18 protein-coding genes are annotated in these 19950 nt (G+C 61.5%); 9 read left to right on the forward strand and 9 right to left on the reverse strand.

Annotated elements, in window-relative coordinates; all coding sequences use genetic code 11:
• Nucleotides 1–12: 12 nt before the first annotated feature.
• On the reverse strand, nucleotides 13–1134 hold the full coding sequence (thiO, locus tag VF716_RS18220) for a glycine oxidase ThiO (protein WP_125865158.1): 1122 nt from the start codon (nucleotides 1132–1134) through the stop codon (nucleotides 13–15).
• Nucleotides 1135–1229: 95 nt separating this feature from the next.
• Here thiO and VF716_RS18225 point away from each other — a divergent pair, with 95 nt between their 5' ends.
• The 8 genes from VF716_RS18225 to VF716_RS18260 all read left to right on the forward strand — a co-directional run bounded on the left by VF716_RS18225 (nucleotide 1230) and on the right by VF716_RS18260 (nucleotide 10012).
• Complete coding sequence (locus VF716_RS18225) at nucleotides 1230–1736, forward strand: GspH/FimT family pseudopilin (RefSeq protein ID WP_125865157.1); 507 nt, start codon at nucleotides 1230–1232, stop codon at nucleotides 1734–1736.
• Between the two features lie 120 nt (nucleotides 1737–1856).
• Nucleotides 1857–2348, forward strand: a complete 492-nt coding sequence (locus VF716_RS18230; RefSeq protein ID WP_125865156.1) for a GspH/FimT family pseudopilin — start codon at nucleotides 1857–1859, stop codon at nucleotides 2346–2348.
• A gap of 32 nt (nucleotides 2349–2380) precedes the next feature.
• A complete protein-coding gene (pilV, locus tag VF716_RS18235) occupies nucleotides 2381–2866 on the forward strand; it encodes a type IV pilus modification protein PilV (RefSeq protein ID WP_125865155.1) in 486 nt (161 codons plus the stop codon).
• A 9-nt stretch (nucleotides 2867–2875) separates the two neighbouring features.
• Complete coding sequence (locus VF716_RS18240; RefSeq protein ID WP_125865154.1) at nucleotides 2876–3712, forward strand: PilW family protein; 837 nt, start codon at nucleotides 2876–2878, stop codon at nucleotides 3710–3712.
• Entirely contained in the window at nucleotides 3709–4227 is a 519-nt protein-coding gene (locus VF716_RS18245; protein WP_125865153.1) for a pilus assembly PilX family protein, read from the forward strand. Before VF716_RS18240 ends, VF716_RS18245 begins: the two co-directional genes overlap by 4 nt.
• 268 nt (nucleotides 4228–4495) lie before the next feature.
• Nucleotides 4496–5818 (forward strand): IS110 family transposase, encoded by a 1323-nt coding sequence (locus tag VF716_RS18250; protein ID WP_125865152.1) that lies wholly within the window; start codon nucleotides 4496–4498, stop codon nucleotides 5816–5818.
• A gap of 40 nt (nucleotides 5819–5858) precedes the next feature.
• Nucleotides 5859–9605, forward strand: a complete 3747-nt coding sequence (locus tag VF716_RS18255) for a pilus assembly protein (protein WP_125865151.1) — start codon at nucleotides 5859–5861, stop codon at nucleotides 9603–9605.
• A 5-nt stretch (nucleotides 9606–9610) separates the two neighbouring features.
• Nucleotides 9611–10012 (forward strand): type IV pilin protein, encoded by a 402-nt coding sequence (locus VF716_RS18260; RefSeq protein WP_125865267.1) that lies wholly within the window; start codon nucleotides 9611–9613, stop codon nucleotides 10010–10012.
• A gap of 205 nt (nucleotides 10013–10217) precedes the next feature.
• Here the strand turns inward: VF716_RS18260 and ispH are convergent, their stop codons facing one another.
• The 6 genes from ispH to murJ all read right to left on the reverse strand — a co-directional run bounded on the left by ispH (nucleotide 10218) and on the right by murJ (nucleotide 17741).
• Nucleotides 10218–11162 (reverse strand): 4-hydroxy-3-methylbut-2-enyl diphosphate reductase, encoded by a 945-nt coding sequence (gene ispH, locus VF716_RS18265; RefSeq protein WP_440552835.1) that lies wholly within the window; start codon nucleotides 11160–11162, stop codon nucleotides 10218–10220.
• A gap of 118 nt (nucleotides 11163–11280) precedes the next feature.
• Nucleotides 11281–11718, reverse strand: a complete 438-nt coding sequence (locus VF716_RS18270) for an FKBP-type peptidyl-prolyl cis-trans isomerase (protein ID WP_125842183.1) — start codon at nucleotides 11716–11718, stop codon at nucleotides 11281–11283.
• Nucleotides 11711–12214, reverse strand: a complete 504-nt coding sequence (lspA, locus tag VF716_RS18275) for a signal peptidase II (protein WP_014595905.1) — start codon at nucleotides 12212–12214, stop codon at nucleotides 11711–11713. Before lspA ends, VF716_RS18270 begins: the two co-directional genes overlap by 8 nt.
• Nucleotides 12215–12325: 111 nt before the next feature.
• A complete protein-coding gene (gene ileS, locus VF716_RS18280) occupies nucleotides 12326–15157 on the reverse strand; it encodes an isoleucine--tRNA ligase (protein WP_440552836.1) in 2832 nt (943 codons plus the stop codon).
• A gap of 1 nt (nucleotide 15158) precedes the next feature.
• Nucleotides 15159–16109 carry a bifunctional riboflavin kinase/FAD synthetase gene (gene ribF / locus VF716_RS18285; RefSeq protein ID WP_003281562.1) on the reverse strand — a complete coding sequence of 317 codons (951 nt, stop codon included), beginning with the start codon at nucleotides 16107–16109 and terminating at the stop codon, nucleotides 15159–15161.
• A gap of 84 nt (nucleotides 16110–16193) precedes the next feature.
• A complete protein-coding gene (gene murJ / locus VF716_RS18290) occupies nucleotides 16194–17741 on the reverse strand; it encodes a murein biosynthesis integral membrane protein MurJ (RefSeq protein WP_440552837.1) in 1548 nt (515 codons plus the stop codon).
• 222 nt (nucleotides 17742–17963) lie between these two features.
• Between murJ and rpsT the strand changes: the two genes are divergently transcribed.
• A complete protein-coding gene (gene rpsT, locus VF716_RS18295) occupies nucleotides 17964–18242 on the forward strand; it encodes a 30S ribosomal protein S20 (RefSeq protein WP_003281567.1) in 279 nt (92 codons plus the stop codon).
• 87 nt (nucleotides 18243–18329) lie between these two features.
• On the opposite strand, the gene VF716_RS18300 is transcribed toward rpsT, so the two are convergent.
• Nucleotides 18330–18794 carry a CreA family protein gene (locus VF716_RS18300; RefSeq protein ID WP_440552838.1) on the reverse strand — a complete coding sequence of 155 codons (465 nt, stop codon included), beginning with the start codon at nucleotides 18792–18794 and terminating at the stop codon, nucleotides 18330–18332.
• Nucleotides 18795–18801: 7 nt separating this feature from the next.
• Nucleotides 18802–19920 carry a glutamate 5-kinase gene (gene proB, locus VF716_RS18305; RefSeq protein ID WP_102820552.1) on the reverse strand — a complete coding sequence of 373 codons (1119 nt, stop codon included), beginning with the start codon at nucleotides 19918–19920 and terminating at the stop codon, nucleotides 18802–18804.
• Nucleotides 19921–19950 lie beyond the last annotated feature (30 nt).

Below are 19950 nucleotides of genomic sequence, written 5' to 3' on the forward strand. Positions count from 1 at the left end.
AGTGTGTCGATGCTAATCCCCGCCCCTGGCCGTCAACGCTCCACCCAGCCGACCGCCCGGCGCGTACGGGGTGGGGTCAACGATCGGCGCCCGCCCGCACATCAGATCGGCCAGCAACTGGCAGGACGCCGGCGCCAGCACCAGGCCGTTACGGTAATGGCCGCAGTTGAGCCACAGCCCCTCGAAACCATCCACCCGTCCTATATAAGGAACGCCTTCGGGCGACCCCGGACGCAGCCCGGCCCAATGACGCACCACCTCGGCATCGGCCAGCGCGGGCAACAGCTCGATGGCGCTGGCCCTGAGGCTGTCCAGCGCGGTATCGGTGGGCCTCTTGTCGAAGCCGGCATGCTCCAGGGTACTGCCCACCAAGATATGCCCGTCGCGGCGCGGGATCGCATAGCGCGTCCTGGCCAGCACCATGCTCGGCAGGAAATCGTCGGCGCACTTGAAGAGAATCATCTGCCCTTTGACCGGCTCGACCGGCAGCTCGAGGCCAAGCGTGGCCAGGAGCTCGCCGGACCAGGCACCGGCCGCGACCACCACCTGATCCGCCAACATCTGCCCCTGCGCCGTCTCCACGCCGAGGATGCGTTCCCCCTGACGGACGAAGCCGCGCACCGGACAGTTCTCCAGCAGACGTACGTTGGGCATCCGCCGCAACGCCTCGCGCAGCGCACGGAGCAACCTGGGATTGCGCACGTTAGCCACGCCCGGCATGTGGATGGCGCTGGAGAACCCCGGCCCCAGCGGCGGAACCGCCCGATGGACCTGCTCGAGGTCCACCGACCGAAGCGGCCGGCCTCCGCGACGCGCCCACTCCAGCGCCTGCGCTTCGTCTTCCAGGTCCAGCCAGTAGAGGCCGGTCACGTGCACCTCGGGATCGACGCCCGTCTGGGCGAGCAGTTGCTCGCCCAGCTCCGGATAGAACGCCTGCGACCAATGCGCCAGGGCCGTCACGGCCGGGCTGTAGCGCCACGGATACAACGGCGAAACGATCCCACCACCGGCCCAGGATGCCTCCTGGCCGACAGCCTGCCGTTCGGCCAGCACGACCTGCGCCCCGTCCCGCGCCAACATCGCCGCGCTGAGCAGCCCGATTACACCGCCGCCCACAACCAGGAACTGCGTCACAAACTTCTCCTTCAATAAACCGTCGAGCGTTGACCTGGCCTCAGCAAAGGCTGAAAAGAGAAAGGCAACCTCATTCGAACCACAAGGACGTGGTCATGAAACGAACCAACACAGGCATGTCGTTGGCGGAGCTGCTTATCGTTGTATGCCTGCTCTGCATCGCGAGCAGCATTGCACTGCCCGCCTTCTCCCACTTTCTTCAACGCAACACGCTCGAAGCCCTCACCGAGCAGTTGCAGGGCCAGCTCGCCCATGCCCGGGCCTTGAGCGTGGCGACTCATCGCGACGTGGAGCTCTGCGGCACCGTCGATGGCAGCACTTGCACCAGCTCCTGGGAAAGAGGCTGGATACTCCGCTCGCCCGCGACCGGGCTCGTCATCAGTCACCATGCGATCGATGTTCCGCGGCAGCTGCGCTGGGCAGGCGCGTCGAAGAAGATCAGCTTCTATCCCAATGGTACGACAAAGATGGGCAATGGCCGATTCTACCTCTGCGATCGGCAGGGCGAGGTCGCCTGGCAGCTCGTCCTCAACAAACAGGGCCGGATCAAGCGCATCCGGGGCCTGGAAAAGAATCAGCAGGTCAGCAAACCTTGCGGTTGAGCACACAACCGACAGCCCGGTTACCGGTCATCGCCACTCAGCCTCCAGTCATCTGGCACTCTAGAGACAAAGACATGGCGCTTGCGCATCATCGCCTCCAGCTAATCTCAGGAGTACCGCATGGACAGCACGAGGAAACCCCAGGGTTTCACTCTGATCGAACTGATGGTCGTCATCGCCGTGCTCGGCGTATTCGCTGCGATCGCAGTTCCCAGCTTCACCCAGTTCGTCAAGAACAATCAGACCCAGTCCGCCAGCAACGAAACCCAGTCGCTGCTGCAACTCGCCCGTGCGACCGCGGTGACCAACCGGGAAATGCTGAGCGTGTGCATCGACGATCAGGTGTGGAGCCTCAAGAAGGACTGCGGCGACAACATCGCAAACGCCTTGCGCGTGGTCGAGCCCCCTAAAAATGTCCTGCTCAGTGCCGACCGAACCTCCATCGCCTTCAACGTGAACGGTACCGCCCCGGCAACCAACATCACCGTTTGCCAGGACGATGACGCGAGCAACGGTTACACCATCAGCATCAAGAGCAGCGGCCACATTCGCCAGTTCGCCCGAGGGAAGGCCAACGCCGAAGGAAACGCCATGAGTACCTGCACGCCATGAACACATCCATGAAATCGCACCTGGGCTTCAGCATGATCGAGGTCCTGATCACCCTTCTGCTGGTCTGTATCGGCGTGCTGGGCATGGTGGCCCTGCAGGGTAAGACCATTGCCTATACGCAGGACTCGGTTCAACGCAACGTGGCGGCGACGCTCGCCAACGACCTGATCGAACTGATGCGGGCCAAGCCGGACGGGCTTCCGGCCAGCTCGGGCTTCTACAAGGCCAGGACGGCCGCCTTCCCCACCACGCCGGCGGCCTGCACACCTCTTCCGGATGAGCAAAGCGCTCAGTTGGCCTGCTGGGCAGAGCGAGCCAAAGCGGCCCTGCCAGGCGCCGCGGAGCTGCTCCAGAGCGAATTCTACGTATGCCGCTCGCTGAGCTCGGGCAATTGCACCAGCAATGGATCGGCAGTGGAAATACAGCTGGCCTGGCGGGTCAAGGCGGGCGAATGCATGGACGCCAACGCCACCGGCGACAACACGATCTGCCGCTACCGGCTGCGCAGCCAGCTCTAGGGAAACGATATGACTTTCAGCAAGCACCAATCCGGGTTGTCCCTGGTCGAGCTGATGATCGCGCTGCTGATCAGCAGCTTCCTGATCCTCGGCGTAACCCAGATCTACATCGACAACAAGCGCAGCTACCTTTTCCAGCAGAACCAGGCCGAGAATATCGAGGCCAGCCGCTACACCCTGCTGGTTTTGCAACAGGAAGTCGGCAAGGCAGGCTATCGCCGCCGCCCCGACGAAACCATTGAGGCCGCATTCCCGGCGTTCAACGCGGCCGACTGCAGCTTCATCGCCGGCGAAGTCACCAAGGCGACCAACTCGCCCGCCGCGTCCCTCTGCATTCGCTACCAGCCCATGGACCCCACCGACAGGGATTGCCTCGGCAACCTGCCGGTAAGGACCTCCGAGATCAACGATCCTTACACCAGTGCCGTAGAGATCGTCGTCGAGCGCATCTACCTGGACCCGGCCGACAAGAGCCTGAAGTGCACCGTCGCCAATACCGACAAGACAGGTTCCACCCTGCGTGCGGCGCAGACCGCCGAGCTGGTTACCGGTGTGGCCGGTCTTCGGCTGGAGTCGGGAATCCCCAACGCCACCGACCCCCGGGCCATCGCTCAGTACACGACCGATCCCTCCACTCAACAGGTCCTGGCCCTGCGCTACACCGCGCTGATGCAGAGCAGTAACCCCAACATGCGCGACGCCGTCGACGTCGACACCGCTCTGGCCAACTGGAAGCAGTTCACCAATGCCTCCGATGACGAAACCAACGCGATAAAGGCCGCCGACAAGGGCGAGCTCTATCAGGTCATGCAAAGCACCATCATGCTCAGGAATCTACTGCCATGAAATCGATGCCAAGGCGCCAGGATGGAGCCACCCTGTTCATTGCACTGATCATCCTGCTGGTCGTGACGCTGCTGGCGGTATCGAGCGTTCGCGAAGTCACCCTCGAATCGCGAATGACCGGCAACTTCGTCGAGCAGCAACGTCTGCTCAACGCCTCCGAGGCAGGCCTGCGCGAAGGCGAAAGCCGTCTGACCGCGCCGATCAAACCGCTGGAGGTTGGCTGCTCCGCGGGCTACTGCCTGCGTGACATCGACCCCACGTACGAGCAGACCTTCAACACCAGCCTGGCCTACAGCCCGGCCGACGGCACGCAGAGCAACTCAGGAACCGCCGTCAGGTGGTATGCCCTGCCCGCCCCCTCGGGCAGCGCCGAAGGCGCCGCGGAAAACCCGGAATACGGAAACATGATGCAAGGCATAGGGGTGTTCCGCTACGAGGTGAACGCCGAAGCGACCAACACCAGTTCGGAGCGTACCACCAACCTGCGCACCACCACCGCCAAAGTATTCAACTGAGCATCCCATCCGCGCGTCCCGCACGCCCGGCGTTCCGGAAGAAACGAATATGGCTTACAAGGAGAACGGCAGCGCCGCGATGACCGACACGTCATTGGTGCGAGCTTGCGGCGTTGGAGGACGCTGTGGAGCAAGCCCGACTCTGAGCATGGTCCGGGAATCGTCGGCGACAGTGGTGAGCACAGCGATGTGCATCCCGTTTGAGAGATCGAGTCGAAATCGACGCTTCCCTTGGCGCTGCCGTTCTTGGACGAGAATGGAGCAGATCATGGCGATGCGCAAGCAAACAGACACGGTGTTTCCGAACGCGGCAGGGATCGATGTGGGTGCTTCGAGCCACTGGGTGGCGGTGCCGCCCGAAGCAGTAGAGGAGTCGGTGCGCGAGTTCGGCGTGATGACGGACGATCTGCACGGCTTGGCCGACTGGTTGCTGGCGTGCGAGGTGGAGATCGTCGCTTTGGAGTCGACCGGCGTGTACTGGATCCCGCTGTTCGAGATTCTGGAGCAGCGCGGACTGCAGGTCTGGCTGGTCGATGCGCGACAGATGAAGTACGTGCCCGGCCGCAAGAGTGATGTGCAGGATTGTCAGTGGCTGCAGCGTTTGATGAGCTACGGGCTGCTGCGTGCGGCATGGCGACCTGCCGGAGAGGTCTGTGAGCTACGGGCGATCGCCCGGCTGCGCGAGACCTTGCTCGCCGAGCAGGCCAGTTGGGTGCAGCGCATGCAAAAAGCCTTGGTGCAGATGAACATTCAACTCACCGAGGTGCTCAGCGACGTGATGGGGATGAGCGGTCAGGCGATCATCCGTGACATCGTCGCCGGCGAGCGCAACCCTGAAGTGCTGGCGCGTCACCGTCACCGGCGGGTCAAGGCCAGCACCGAGGAGGTCATCCGTGCGCTGACCGGGAACTGGCGCCAGGAGCATCTGTTCGTGCTGAGTCAGGCGCTGTCGATGTACGACGACATCGCCCGTCACTTGCGCGAATGCGATGCCCAGATGCAGGTGCTACTCGGGCAGCGGGCGCAGTGCACGATCAACGTAGGCGCAGTGCCTCGGGCCGGCAGCAAGGCGCGCGCTGCCTTCGATGTCCGCCAGATGCTCGCCAATTGGGCAGGGGTCGATCTGACGCGGATCAACGGGCTTGAGGTGAGCTCGGTGATGAAGATCCTGACCGAGATCGGCCCCGACCTCTCCCGCTTTGCCAACGTGAAGCACTTCTGCTCGTGGCTGGGACTGTGCCCGGGGACCAAGGTCAGCGGTGGCAAGGTGCTCTCGGCCGGTACCAAGCGTTCGGCCAACCGCGTGCGCCAGGCCCTGAAGATGGCCGCGATGACGCTATCGCACAGCAACTCCGCCCTCGGAGCGTTCTATCGGCGCCTTTGCAGCCGGATGGACAAACCCAAGGCGAACACCGCAACGGCGCATAAGCTCGCGCGCATGGTGTATTTCATGCTCACCCGCGGCGAGGCCTTCGTCGACCAGGGGCAGCAGCGATACGAAGAACTGCAACGCGAGCGCAGCATCGCTGCACTCAAACGCCGAGCCACCGCGCTCGGGTTCCAGATCAACCCCGTCGGGGCAGCCGCATGAAAACCACCTCGGCTAGTTTTGTTTCTTGAGAGACTCTGAAATGGAAATCAAGACGCGCATTAATCATGCGAAGGCCTTTGCGAGCCTGCTGACCTTCAGCCTGTTGTTTGGCGGCATCCAATCGGCCCATGCAACCCTGCTGGATATCAGCCAGAGGCCGCTTGTGCTGTCCGACAGCGTAGCGCCCAACCTGATCCTGACCCTGGACGACTCGGGCAGTATGCGCTTCGGGTTCGTTCCGGACCTTATCGGTCAAGAGTCCCAGGGACATCGGAATTATCGTCGTACCAAGTCGGCTGTATTCAACAGCATGTACTACGACCCCACTATCACCTACCAGCTTCCATTGAAGATAAACAATGACGGCTCGCAGGCCACGGTGGGGTATGGCACGAGTTTCACTGCTGCCTGGAACAATGGCTTTGATACAGGCAGAGGCTCCGTAAACCTGACCAACAACTATAGGGTATCTTGGGACGTCCCTATCACCGCCGCCCCGTCAGCCTACACCTACTCCAACTCCAGCAACTATTCTGGCAGCGGAACCATCTTCAGGCTGGCTGAGAACCCTGCGTCAGACTTCGCTATAACTACAACCTCGACCTCGGCTACAACTTTTGGCGGCATCGTTTTCTCCATCAGCCGGACCAATTCTGGCTGCACTGCCACAGCAAGTTATGCAAACGTCTTTAGCAATCTAACCGCCGACTGCACAAGAAGCGGCAGCAACTACTCTGTCTCATTGAGGCAAAGATCTGTACCAGCGTACTACTACACGCTAAAACCAAACTGCACGAACACGCTCAACGACGACTGTTACCAGCTGCGGTTCGTAGCTGGTGATGCAGAGCGTCAGAACTTCGCAATCTGGTATTCCTTTTACCGCAACCGTGCACTGGCAACGCTCAGCGCTGCAAATCTGTCGTTCAACCAGCTACCTAACTCGGTTCGCCTGACTTGGCAGACGCTCAACGGCTGCAAGACCTTGAACTCAGCCAATTGCGGCGTCAATTATTTCAGAGCCTTTTCCAATCAGCATCGTGGAAACTTCTTCTCTTGGCTGAGTGGAGTCCCCTTCGACGGGGGCACCCCGCTGCGCGAGGCACTGGGTCGTGCCGGTGAGTTCCTCAGAACCGATGACGCCTGGGCGCATACGCCCAACCCTTTCACCGCCAATGGCGGAAGAGGCACGACAAACCATAGCCTGGACAAGTACAGCTGCCGACCCAGCTACCACATCCTCATGACCGATGGCATGTGGAACGGGAACAATGCGAGCCCCTCACAACTAAAACCCGACCATACCAATACGACGCTGCCGGACGGCAAAACCTACAGCCGACAAAACCCGTTCCAGGACGCCACAACCAATACATTGGCCGACCTTGCCTTCCATTATTGGGCGACCGACCTGTCGACCCTCGCCAACGATGTAAGGCCCTTTACACCTTTTGCCGCCAGCAGCAGCAGCCTGACCAACGCCGAGTACTGGGATCCACGCAACAACCCGGCCAACTGGCAGCACATGGTCAACTTCATGGTGGGGTTAGGCCTGACCTCTTCGCTTCAACAAAGGGGCTTGGAATGGAATGACCAGCTGGGCACTTATGGCGGCACGGGTTACGAGAACCTCAAGAATAACGGGGGCTGGCCTCGCGCTGAAGCCGATAGCAGCAATAACGTCTACGACCTCTGGCACGCGGCGATCAACTCGCGCGGGGAATTCTTCAGCGTTGACGACCCGGACAGCATGGTGGGTGCATTCGACAAGATCATCGCCCGAATCGGTGACCACACCACGTCGGCAAGCCGTCCTGCCGTGACTGCCTCGCAAGTCAACGGTGCCACCTCCCGTGAAGTCTATGAAACCGAGTTTTCCAGCGAAGACTGGAGCGGCGACCTGAAAAAATATGCAATCGACACGGTGGGCGTTCGCACCCAGGCCTGGAGTGCCAAGAGCAGGCTGAACGGTGAGCGCTCGGTAAAGATGGCCGCGGCGAATGGCAGGCAGCTCCAGGAGTTCAGCTGGACCAACCTCACCACCGAACAACGCGCCTATTTCAATGTGGATCCTGACAACATCACCGGCAGGACCGATAACAAGGGCGAAGCCCGGGTGAACTACATCCGCGGTAACCGTAGTAACGAAGGAACGGCGGACGGCACCTTCCGCCTTCGCGGCAGCGTACTGGGCGATATCGTCAACTCGGCCCCGGTAGTCGTGAAGGACGCGCAATATTTGGCGTATCTCGCCGACCGTATCGATGGCTCGCCAGGCGACTACTACCAGTTCCAACAGCGAGTCGCCAACCGCAAGGAAATGATCTACGTCGGCGCAAACGACGGCATGCTGCATGGCTTCAATGCCGCCACCGGTGCCGAGGAGCTGGCATTCGTGCCTAACGCCGTGCTGCCCAACCTGTACCGGCTGACCGGACAAAGCTATCAGTCCGGCGGGCACCGCTACTATGTCGACGGCACCCCCGTGGTATCGGACGTGTACTTCAACAATGCCTGGCACACGGTGCTGATCGGTTCGCTGCGAGGCGGCGGCCGCTCCCTCTTTGCTCTTGATGTTACCGACCCCAACAATATCCGGCCGCTGTGGGAGTTCACCCATGAAAATATGGGCCATACCTTCCCGCAACCTGTCGTAGCCCGGCTGCACACGGGCAAGTGGGCGGTGGTCACCGGTAATGGCTACGGCAACCAGGAGGGCAGCATCGCCGACAAGGCTGTACTCTTCGTGATCGATGTCGAAACCGGTGAACTGGTGCGCGAAGTCGTCGTCGAGGGTGATACCACCAAGGCCAACGGCCTGTCGTCCGTGCGGCTGGCGGACAACGACAGCGACGGCATCGCCGACTATGCCTATGCAGGCGACCTGCAGGGCAACCTCTGGCGCTTCGATCTGTTCCGCGCCAGGAATAGCACCACACCGCCCGGCAACCCCTTCGCGTCCTCGGTCATCGGCACCGCTCAAGCAGAAGATATCGTGGCGTCGTATGGCGGCAAGCCCCTGTTCAAGGCCACCGATGGTACGACCGGTGCGGTTCAACCCATCACGGCGGCACCCTCCCTGGTTCGTCATCCCTCGCAATTGGGCTATCTGGTGATCTTCGGGACCGGCAAGTACTTCGAGGACAGCGACGGTAACGTCAACACCAGCCTGGGCCACAGCGTCTACGCCATCTGGGACCGCAAGACGAAGGCCGAGACCACCGCGACTCCGCCAACCATCACGCGCAACAGCCTGCTGTCCCAGACGATCCTTAGGGAGCTCAGCACGGACATCAACGGTGTCACCAGTGAAAGCCGCCTGGTCAGCCAGAACGTGCCGCAGTGGTACAAAGACAACGCCACGGGCCTCACCGATAGCGATGTCAATCACTGGGGTTGGCGCCTCGACCTGCAGGTGGACGCAACAAGGTCCGGCGAGATGATGATCAACCCGATGGCGGCCCGCGGTCAGGCGCTGATCTTCAGCACCCTCACCCCCAACGACGACCCGTGCAAAGACGGTGTGGAAGCCTGGCTCTACGGTATCAACCCGTCCTCCGGTGGTCGCACTACCTTCAGCGTGTTCGATATGGACGGCAGTGGCGACGTCAATAGCAGTGACACTTATAACAACGAGGTGGTGTCCAGCCGTAAGCTGGATTCGGCCAGCGGATTCAACCTGAACGGCGACACGCTGTTCAGCACCGACGAAAGCATTGTGGTCGATTACGGCCCAACCTCCAGCGGACGCCAGAGCTGGCAGGTCATACCCAAGAGGAACGATTAATGTCCATGCGTAAACAAGGCGGCTTTACCCTGATCGAGTTGATGGTCGTGGTCGCCATCATCGGGATCCTGTCTGCCATCGCCATCCCCAGCTATCAGGATTACGTGTTGCGCGGCAATCGGACCGAAGGCATGGCGCTGCTCAACGATGCAGCGGCCCGCCAGGAGCGCTATCAGGCGCAGAATAATACCTATGCCGACACCCCAGCCAAGCTGGGGCTTCAGGAGAGTTCGAACAACAACCTCTATACCTTGAGCATCAGCAACACCAGCAGCACTGCCTACACCCTGACGGCAACACCCAAGGGCAGCCAGACCAGGGACACCAAATGCGGAACCCTGGGTCTGAACCAGGCGGGCACGAAAACCAAGACAGGAACCGCAGCGCTGAGCGATTGCTGGAAGTAACCTGAGCGACAGCAAAAAGGCCAGGAGCCGCAGGCTCCTGGCCTTTTTTATGGTTCCCACTGTTTTTAAGGTTGCTGATGGAGTGTCGGTCAACGGCCTTGTCGCTTCAGCGGCTCTGGCCCCCGCCAACCCCTTCGCCCGGTGGCCGGCCCGATCGATCACCCAGCGTTTCAGCCCTTTCAGCAGACGAAGGGCAACGGGTCGACTATACGGCCTTAACCCGCAACTCCTTCGGCATCGAGAACGTAACGTTCTCCGGCCGCCCTTCCAGCTCGTCCATCCCAGTGGCTCCCCACTCTTTTAATTGCTCGATCACCCCACGCACCAGCACTTCAGGGGCCGATGCTCCCGCGGTGATGCCAATGCGTTCGATGTTCTCGAACCACTCACGCTTGAGATCCTCGGCCCCATCAATGAGATAGGCCGGTGTGCTCATACGCTCTGCCAGTTCGCGCAGGCGGTTGGAGTTGGAACTGTTCGGGCTGCCTACGACCAGCACCACATCGCACTCGTCAGCGAGCTGCTTGACCGCATCCTGACGGTTTTGGGTGGCGTAGCAGATGTCGTCCTTGCGTGGACCACCGATGCTCGGGAACTTGCTGCGCAATGCGTCTATGACACGGCTGGTGTCATCCATCGACAGCGTGGTCTGGGTGACGAAGGCCAGCGCCTCGGGGTTGCGTACCTGCAACTGGGCGACGTCTTCTTCGTCCTCCACCAGATAAATCGCGCCCCCGTTGCGTGGGTCGTACTGACCCATGGTGCCCTCGACCTCAGGGTGCCCCTGGTGGCCGATGAGGATGCACTCGCGCCCTTCACGACTGTACTTGGCCACCTCCAGATGCACCTTGGTTACCAGCGGACAGGTGGCGTCGAATACCTTCAGGCCGCGTTTTTCGGCTTCCTGTCGAACGGCCTGCGAAACGCCATGGGCGCTGAAGATGACGATGACGTTGTCCGGCACCTGATCCAGCTCCTCGACGAAGACCGCACCGCGGGCACGCAGGTCTTCCACGACGAACTTGTTGTGCACGACCTCATGTCGCACATAGATCGGAGGACCGAAGACTTCCAAGGCGCGGTTGACGATTTCGATGGCGCGATCTACACCCGCGCAGAAGCCGCGAGGGTTGGCGAGTTTGATTTGCATGATGGGTCTCGGCACGCGAAGGCTTGATGACGGGGGAGTGTAACGCGATACGTGCGGGCTTTCTCGGGTGCCCTTCGTCAGCCAGCGGACGCGAACGCCTCCGCCGACTGCGAGCCGGTTACACCGGTTTGACGTTGATGATTTCGACTTCGAACGTCAGGGTCTTGCCAGCCAGAGGATGGTTGAAGTCGACAGTGACCTGATTGTCATCGAAGGCCTTCACCACCCCTGGCAGCTCGGTGCGGGCCGCGTCCTGAAAGCTCACCATCAAGCCTTCGGAGAGCTCCATCCCGGCGAACTGGCTGCGCGGCATGACCTGGACGTTCTGCGGGTTGACCTGGCCGAAGCCCTGCTCCGGAGCAATCTGCAGAGTGCGCTTGTCACCAGCCTTCAGCCCATAGAGCTGCTGCTCGAAACCCGGCAGCAAGTTGCCATCGCCCACCTTGAAAGTGGCCGGTTTCTTGTCGAACGTGCTGTCGACCAGCTCGCCCGTCTCCAGGCCGAGCGCAAAATGCAGGGTGACTTCCTTGTCCGGCCCAATGCGCTGTTCAGTCATGTGCGGATTCTCCGGTCTTGTTGCCCTTGAACATATCCAGCGCCAGCATCACGGCGCCTACGGTAATGGCGCTATCGGCGATGTTGAACGCCGGGAAGTACCAGCGGTTCTGCCAATGCACCAAGATGAAGTCGACCACGTGACCAAGCACCACGCGGTCATAGAGGTTGCCCAAAGCGCCTCCCAATACCAACGCCAACGCAACGGCGAGCCAGGTTTCGCTGGCCTTCAGGCGCTTGAGCCAGACCACCAGCACGACGCTCACGCCAATGGCGATCGCCGCGAACAGCCAGCGCTGCCAACCGCTGTGGTCGGCCAGAAAGCTGAACGCCGCACCGGTGTTGTAAGCGAGGGTCCAGGCGAAGTAGTCGGGGATGACCTCGACCTTCTGGTACAGGCTGAAATTGGCCTCGAACCAGTGCTTGGTGGCCTGATCGAGGGCGATGACCAATACGCTCAGCCAGAGCCAGGCAAGCTTGCCGAAACGCGCCGTCATGCAGCGGCCTCCGCTGAAACACGGCGCGGCACGGAGCGCGCCATTCCAGCAGCAGTGAAGGCCGCATCGTGATGGCGAGCTGCAGCCCAGCCTACGATCGGATGCACGGACTCACGCATAGTGACGGACCTCACCGGCGCCTTCGATGTTTTCCACGCAGCGTCCACAGATTTCCGGGTGTTCGGCATGGCTGCCCACGTCGGGCAAATGGTGCCAGCAGCGGCCGCACTTGCTGTGCTCGGTCTTGCGGACCAGCAATTTGAGACCAGCCAACTCGCTGTCCACGGCCTCGGCGGGCGCCTGCGCCAATGGTGCGATGTCTACCGCCGAAGTGATCAGAACGAAGCGCAGTTCACTACCAAGACGAGCCAGCTCGCCGGCCAGCGACTCCTCGGCATACAGGGTGACTTCGGCCTGCAGGTTACCGCCGATGGCCTTGGCGTTGCGCTGGTTTTCCAGCTCCTTGTTCACCGCCGCCTTGACCGCCATGACCTTGTCCCAGAACGGGCGGCCCAGCTCGAAGCCTTCCGGCAGTTCGGCAAGCCCTTCGTACCAGGTATTGAGCATCACTGACTCGTTGCGCTCGCCCGGCAGGTACTGCCAGATCTCTTCGGCGGTGAATGCCAGGATCGGCGCGATCCAGCGCACCAGTGCCTCAGCGATGTGGTACAGCGCAGTCTGGCAGGAACGCCGCGGTAGACTGTCGGCGCCCGTGGTGTACTGACGGTCCTTGATGATATCCAGATAGAAGCCGCCCAGCTCCTGCACGCAGAAGTTGTGCACTTTCTGATAGACATTCCAGAACTTGTAGGTCGTGTAGGCCTCTTCGATCTCGCGCTGCAGCAACAGCGCACGGTCGATGGCCCAGCGGTCCAGCGCGATCAGCTGATCGTTCGGCGCCATGTGCTGCGCCGGGTCGAAGCCGTCGAGATTCGAGAGCAGGAAGCGCGCGGTGTTGCGGATACGCCGGTAGGCATCGGCGCTGCGCTGCAGGATCTGCTTGGAAACCGCCATCTCGCCGGAATAGTCGGTGGCCGAAACCCACAGACGCAGGATATCGGCGCCCATACTGTCGGTGATTTCCTGTGGAGCGATCACGTTGCCGAGGGACTTGGACATCTTGCGGCCGTTCTCATCCACGGTGAAGCCATGGGTGAGCAAGCCGCGGTACGGCGCGTGGCCATCGATGGCGGCGCCGGTCAGCAGCGAGGAATGGAACCAGCCGCGATGCTGGTCGGAGCCTTCCAGATAGAGATCGGCACGCGGCCCCTGCTCGTGGCCCATGGGATGCGAGCCGCGCATCACGTGCCAGTGGGTGGTACCGGAGTCGAACCAGACATCGAGGGTGTCGTTGGTCTTCTCGTATTGCGCCGCCTCGTCGCCAAGCAGATCGACCGGGTCGAGTTTGAACCAGGCTTCGATGCCCTCGCGCTCGACGCGCTGGGCGACCTGTTCCATGAGCTCGACGGTGCGTGGGTGCAGCTCGCCGCTTTCCTTGTGCAGAAAGAACGGGATCGGCACGCCCCAGTTGCGCTGGCGCGAGATGCACCAGTCAGGACGCCCAGCGATCATGCCGTGCAAACGCGCCTGCCCCCAGGCCGGGACGAACTCGGTCTGCTCGATGGCGTCCAGTGCACGACGACGCAGCGAACTGCCGTCATGGGCAACCTTGTCCATGCCGACGAACCACTGTGCCGTGGCGCGGTAGATCAGCGGTGTCTTGTGCCGCCAGCAATGCATGTAGCTGTGCTGGATCGACTCGTGCTTGAGCAGCGCACCCACCTCGGCGAGCTTTTCGACGATCGCCGGATTAGCCTTCCAGATGAACTGGCCGCCAAAGAACGGCAGATCCGAGACATAGACGCCGTTGCTCTGCACCGGGCCGAGAATGTCGTCATTCTCCATCCCGTAGTGCTTGCAGGAGCGGAAGTCGTCCTCGCCGTATGCGGGCGCCGAATGGACGATACCGGTGCCAGCGCCGGTTTCCACATAGTCGGCCAGGTAGACCGGGGCAAAGCGCTCGTAGAACGGATGGCGGAAGCGGATCAGCTCCAGCGCCTTGCCCTCGCAACGGGCAATGATTTCACCGGCCAGGCCATAGCGCTGCAGACAGGACTCGACCAGTTCTTCGGCCAGCACCAGCAGACGCTCGCCGGTGTCGACCAGCGCATAGACGAACTCGGGATGCACGTTCAGCGCCTGGTTGGCCGGAATGGTCCAGGGCGTGGTGGTCCAGATCACGATGCTGGCAGGCTTGGCCAAATTGGGCAGACCGAACGCAGCAGCCAGCCTGTCGGCATCCTCGACCGCGAACGCGACGTCGATGGCATCGGATTTCTTGTCCTGATACTCGACTTCCGCTTCGGCCAGCGCCGAACCGCAGTCGAAGCACCAGTTCACCGGCTTCAGGCCCTTGAAGACGAAGCCGCCTTCGACCAGCTTGGCCAAGGCGCGGATCTCGCCGGCTTCGTTGGCGAAGTCCATGGTCTTGTACGGGTTGTCCCAGTCACCCAGCACGCCGAGACGGATAAAGTCGGCCTTCTGCCCTTCGATCTGTTCGGCGGCATAGGCACGGCAGCGCTCGCGGGTCAGATCGGCCGGCTGGTTCTTGCCGAAGGTGGTCTCGACCTTGTGCTCGATCGGCAGACCGTGGCAATCCCAACCCGGCACATAAGGCGCGTCGAAGCCGGCCAGGGTGCGCGAGCGGACGATCATGTCCTTGATCACCTTGTTTACCGCGTGACCAATGTGAATATTGCCGTTGGCATACGGCGGGCCATCGTGCAGGACGAACTTCGGGCGACCTTCGCCGATCTGCCGCAGCTTCCGGTACAGGTCAATGCTGTTCCAGCGCTGCAGAATCTCCGGCTCGCGCTGTGGCAGACCGGCCTTCATCGGAAATGCCGTGGACGGCAGATTGAGGGTCGCTTTGTAATCGGTCATTTCAGTCCTGACTCGTCATAAGGGGTGAAGCCCGCCAGTAATCACGGGCAGCGGCGATGTCGGCATCAATCGCCGTCTTGAGCGCCTCCAGCGAGGCAAAGCGCTGCTCGTCGCGCAGCTTGCGATGAAAGGTCACCTGCACCAGACGGCCGTACAGGTCGCCCTGATAATCGAGCAGATGCACTTCCAGATGTGGTTTACCGTCACTCTCGACCGTGGGCCGCATGCCGATGTTGGCGACACCGGCAAGCGATTTTCCATCCAATTCGAGACTGACCAGGAACACGCCACTTAGCGGCGTATTGCGACGCTTGAGCTGCACATTGGCAGTCGGTGCGCCGAGCTGGCGACCTAGCTTTTGCCCATGCATGACCCGACCGGTGATACCGAACGGCCTGCCGAGCAGCGCCTCGGCGCAGGCCAGATCACCCTCTGCCAGCACCTGGCGCAGCCGCGTACTGCTGACCCGCTCGCCATCCACCTCAATGGTGGTCGCGGCCTCAACCGAGAAGCCTTCGGCCGCGCCGGCCTTGAGCAGGAAATCGAAATCGCCGGCGCGGTCGCAACCGAAACGGAAATCGTCACCCACCTCCAGGTGCTGCACTCCCAGCCCTTCCACCAGCGTGGCATGGACGAACTCGGCGGCACTCAGCTCACGCAGGCGGCGATTGAACGCCAGACACAGCACCAGATCGACCCCCTGCTCGCTCAGGAGCTGCAGCTTTTCACGCAACCGGGTGAGCCGTGCCGGCGCCTTGTCCGGCGAAAAGAACTCACGCGGTTGCGGCTCGAAGATCACCACACAACTGGGCAGCCCCAATTCGGCCGCACGCTCGCGCAGCCGCGCCAGGATGGCCTGATGCCCCCGGTGCACGCCGTCGAAATTGCCGATGGTGGCGACGCAACCCCGATGCCGGGGTCGCAGATTGTGAAGGCCTCGAACCAGCTGCATACCGCACTTCTTGCTTGAAAAGTGGCCGATTATACGCATGTGCCGAGCATCCCGGACAGGTTTGCGCCGCCCGTGAATCGTCGATCAATGCCGCAAATGCCGCGGCCGCAGTCCCGTCAGCAGCAGCCCACCGGCAAATGCCGCCAACCCTGCGCAAACGAGAATCCCCAACCGCAGCGCTCGCTGCTGCCAACCCCAGGCAAACCACTCTTGTGCCGGCACATTGAGCCACCAGACCACCGCCACCATTGCCGCGCAGGCAGCCGCCAGGCGCAATCCGAACTGCCACCAGCCAGGCGCCGGGCGATAGACCCCGACCTTGTACAAGCCCCAGAACAACAGCACCGCGTTGAGCATCGAGGATAACGATGTAGCCAATGCTAATCCCACGTGCTGCAACGGCCAGATCAGAATCAGGTTCATCACCATATTTGCGACCATGCAAATGACCGCGACGCGCACCGGAGTCTTGAGGTCCTGACGCGCGAAGAAGCCCGGCGCCAGCACCTTGATCAGCATGAACGCCAGCACGCCCAGCGAGTAAGCCTGCAGGGCCCGTGCCGACTGAACCACTGCTTCCTCACTCATGGCGCCGTAGTAAAACAGGCTGGCAATCATAGGCTCGGCGAGGATACCCAGCGCCAGCGCAGCAGGAACACCGACCAGCAGCACCATGCGCAACCCCCAATCAACCGTCGCCGAGAACGCCTTCGGGTCTTCGCCGGCGTGCTGACGCGACAGGCTCGGCAGGATCACCGTACCAATCGCGATACCGAACGCCCCCAACGGCAACTCGGACAGGCGGTCGGCGTAGTACAACCAGGAGACGCTGCCGGTTTGCAGGAAGGACGCGAGCACCGTATCGAGCAGCAGATTGATCTGACTGACAGAAACCCCAAACAACGCTGGCACCATGAGCAGCATGATACGACGCACCCCCTCATCACCCCATTTGACCCTTGGCCGGGGCAACAGGCCGAGCTTGGCAACGTACGGTAGCTGGAAGGCCAACTGGGCGAAGCCCGCGATGAACACCCCCCAGGCCAGCGCCATGATTGGCTGATCGAAATAGGGCGTAAGAAACACCGCCGAAGCGATCATGCAGACATTGAGCAGCACTGGCGTGAAGCCGGGCACCGCAAAATGCCCATAGCTGTTGAGCACGCCGGAGGTGAATGCCGTCAGCGAGATCAACATCAGGTAGGGAAAGGTGATGCGCAGCAACTCGCCGGCAAGCTGCATCTTCGCCGGATCGTCGTGAAAGCCTGGCGCGAAGACCATCACCACATAGGGCGCGAACAGCACGCCCAGCGCGGTCAGACCGGCAAGGATAAGTCCGAGCATGCCGGCGGTGCGATCCACCAACTGCTTGACGTCGGCCAGCGTGCGCTTGGTGCGATATTCCGACAGCACCGGCACGAAGGCCTGGGCAAAAGCCCCCTCGGCAAACAGCCGGCGTAAGAAGTTGGGAATCTTGAACGCAATGAAGAAGGCGTCAGCGGCAGCTCCAGAACCAAAGTAGCTGGCGACGACCATATCGCGTACCATACCCAGCACGCGCGACAGCAGGGTCATGACACTGACCACAGCGCTGGAACGCAACAATCCGCCCTTGCCGGTTTTTTCGGACATTTGTCTTCCTAGAATTGCAGCGAGATTGATCGACCGAGCGCCTGGCGCCGGCCGGATCGATGGCCAGTTACGACACGAAAAGAGGCGGCGAGTTTAGCCGCACCCCTTCTGTCCGACCAGCTTCTCAAGCCATTCGACCAGGCTTGACAAGCGACCTTCGCGTCGGCATGATTCGCGGCCTTATTTGCTTTGCAATCCCCCAAGTTTTCGAGGAGTTCGACGGTGGCCAACAGCCCTTCCGCCAAAAAACGCGCAATTCAGGCTGAGAAGCGTCGCAGCCACAATGCCAGCTTGCGCTCCATGGTTCGTACCTACATCAAGAATGTGGTCAAGGCCATTGACGCCAAAGACCTGGACAAGGCTCGCACAGCCTACACTGCTGCTGTGCCGGTCATTGACCGCATGGCTGACAAAGGCATCATCCACAAGAACAAAGCCGCTCGTCACAAGAGCCGCCTGAACGGCCACATCAAGGCCCTCGGCGAAGCTGCTGCAGCCTAACTGCAGGTTCTTGAAAAAAACCGGCCTAGCGCCGGTTTTTTTATGCCCCGCTTTTACCCGTCACCACGATGACGGGAAAGACTCAGGTTATGGCGCTATTGGCCAGGGCAGAATCGGAATGGCCGTAACCGCATTTTGCGGGCTACCTTCGATGACACGATCGCTGTAGACGAGATAGACAAGAGTATTGCGCGACTCATCGAAGAAGCGCACAACCTGCATCGTCTTGAAGACCAGCGAAGTGCGCTCCTTGAAGACCACATCACCATCCTTGAGCTTAGCGTTAATGCGAATAGGCCCAACCTGCCGACAGGCGATGGACGCCTCAGCCCGATCTTCTGCGAGACCCAAACCACCCTTTATGCCGCCGGTCTTTCCACGAGAGAGATAGCATGTCACGCCATCAACCAAGGGATCATCGAATGCCTCGACGACTATCCGATGATTCGGCCCAAGCCACTTGAATACGGTATCCACCTCGCCGATCCGCTCGGCAAGCGCGAACTGCGGAATCGTGAGCCCAAGGGCCAATGTCAGAACGGCAAGACGCATCATCACCTCAGACCAAAATCATGTTGTCGCGATGGATAAGCTCCGGCTCATCGACATAACCGAGCAGCTTCTCGATCTCGTCTGATGGCCGCCCGAGAATGCGCTGCGCCTCGGCCGCACTGTAGTTCACCAGACCGCGCGCAACCTCCAAACCTTGCGGCCCCACACAGACAACCATCTCACCACGACGGAATGCCCCCTGCACTGCGCGCACACCAACAGGTAGCAGACTGCGATTGCCCTGGCGCAAGGCATGCACCGCACCGTCATCCAGCGTCAGCGTTCCACGAGTCTGCAGGTGCCCAGCAAGCCACTGCTTGCGCGCCGCATGTCGACTGCACTCCGGCGCCAGCAGCGTCCCCAGACGCTCACCCACCTTGAGGCGCGCCAGCACCCGCTCGATGCGCCCACCGACGATCACCGTATGCGCACCAGAACGCGCCGCCAGACGAGCCGCGCGCAACTTGGTCTGCATACCGCCACGCCCAAGCGCCCCTCCCGTGCCGCCAGCCACTGCATCCAACGCAGGATCGTCGGCGCGCGCCTCACTGATGAGATTGGCTTGAGGATTGAAACGAGGATCGGCGTCGAACATGCCGTCCCGGTCGGTCAGGATGACCAGCAGATCGGCCTCGACCAGGTTGGCGACCAGTGCAGCAAGCGTGTCGTTGTCGCCAAAGCGGATTTCGTCAGTGACCACCGTGTCGTTCTCGTTGATGACCGGCACCACACCGAGATCGATGAGCGTACGCAGCGTGCTGCGCGCATTGAGATAGCGCTTGCGGTCCGAGAGATCGTCGTGGGTGACGAGAATTTGCGCCGTCTGCTGATCGCAGCGAGCGAAGCTGGATTCCCAGGCGCGAATCAAGCCCATCTGTCCGACAGCGGCGGCCGCCTGCAACTCATGCACAGCCTTCGGTCGAGAGCTCCAACCAAGACGACTCATGCCCGCAGCAACCGCACCCGACGACACCAGCACAAGCTCCACACCTGCCTCGCGCAAGGCCACCATCTGATCGACCCAGACCGCCATCGCAGCCTGATCGAGCCCGCGGCCGTCGGCGGTCAGCAGCGCACTGCCGATCTTGACCACCCAGCGCCGCGCACCGCTCACCTTGTCCCGCATCGTTCCCGCCTTCTATACGGCCAAAACACT

It is taken from the genome of Stutzerimonas sp. Brlt_14, from assembly GCF_051948915.1.
GTDB lineage: Bacteria > Pseudomonadota > Gammaproteobacteria > Pseudomonadales > Pseudomonadaceae > Stutzerimonas > Stutzerimonas stutzeri.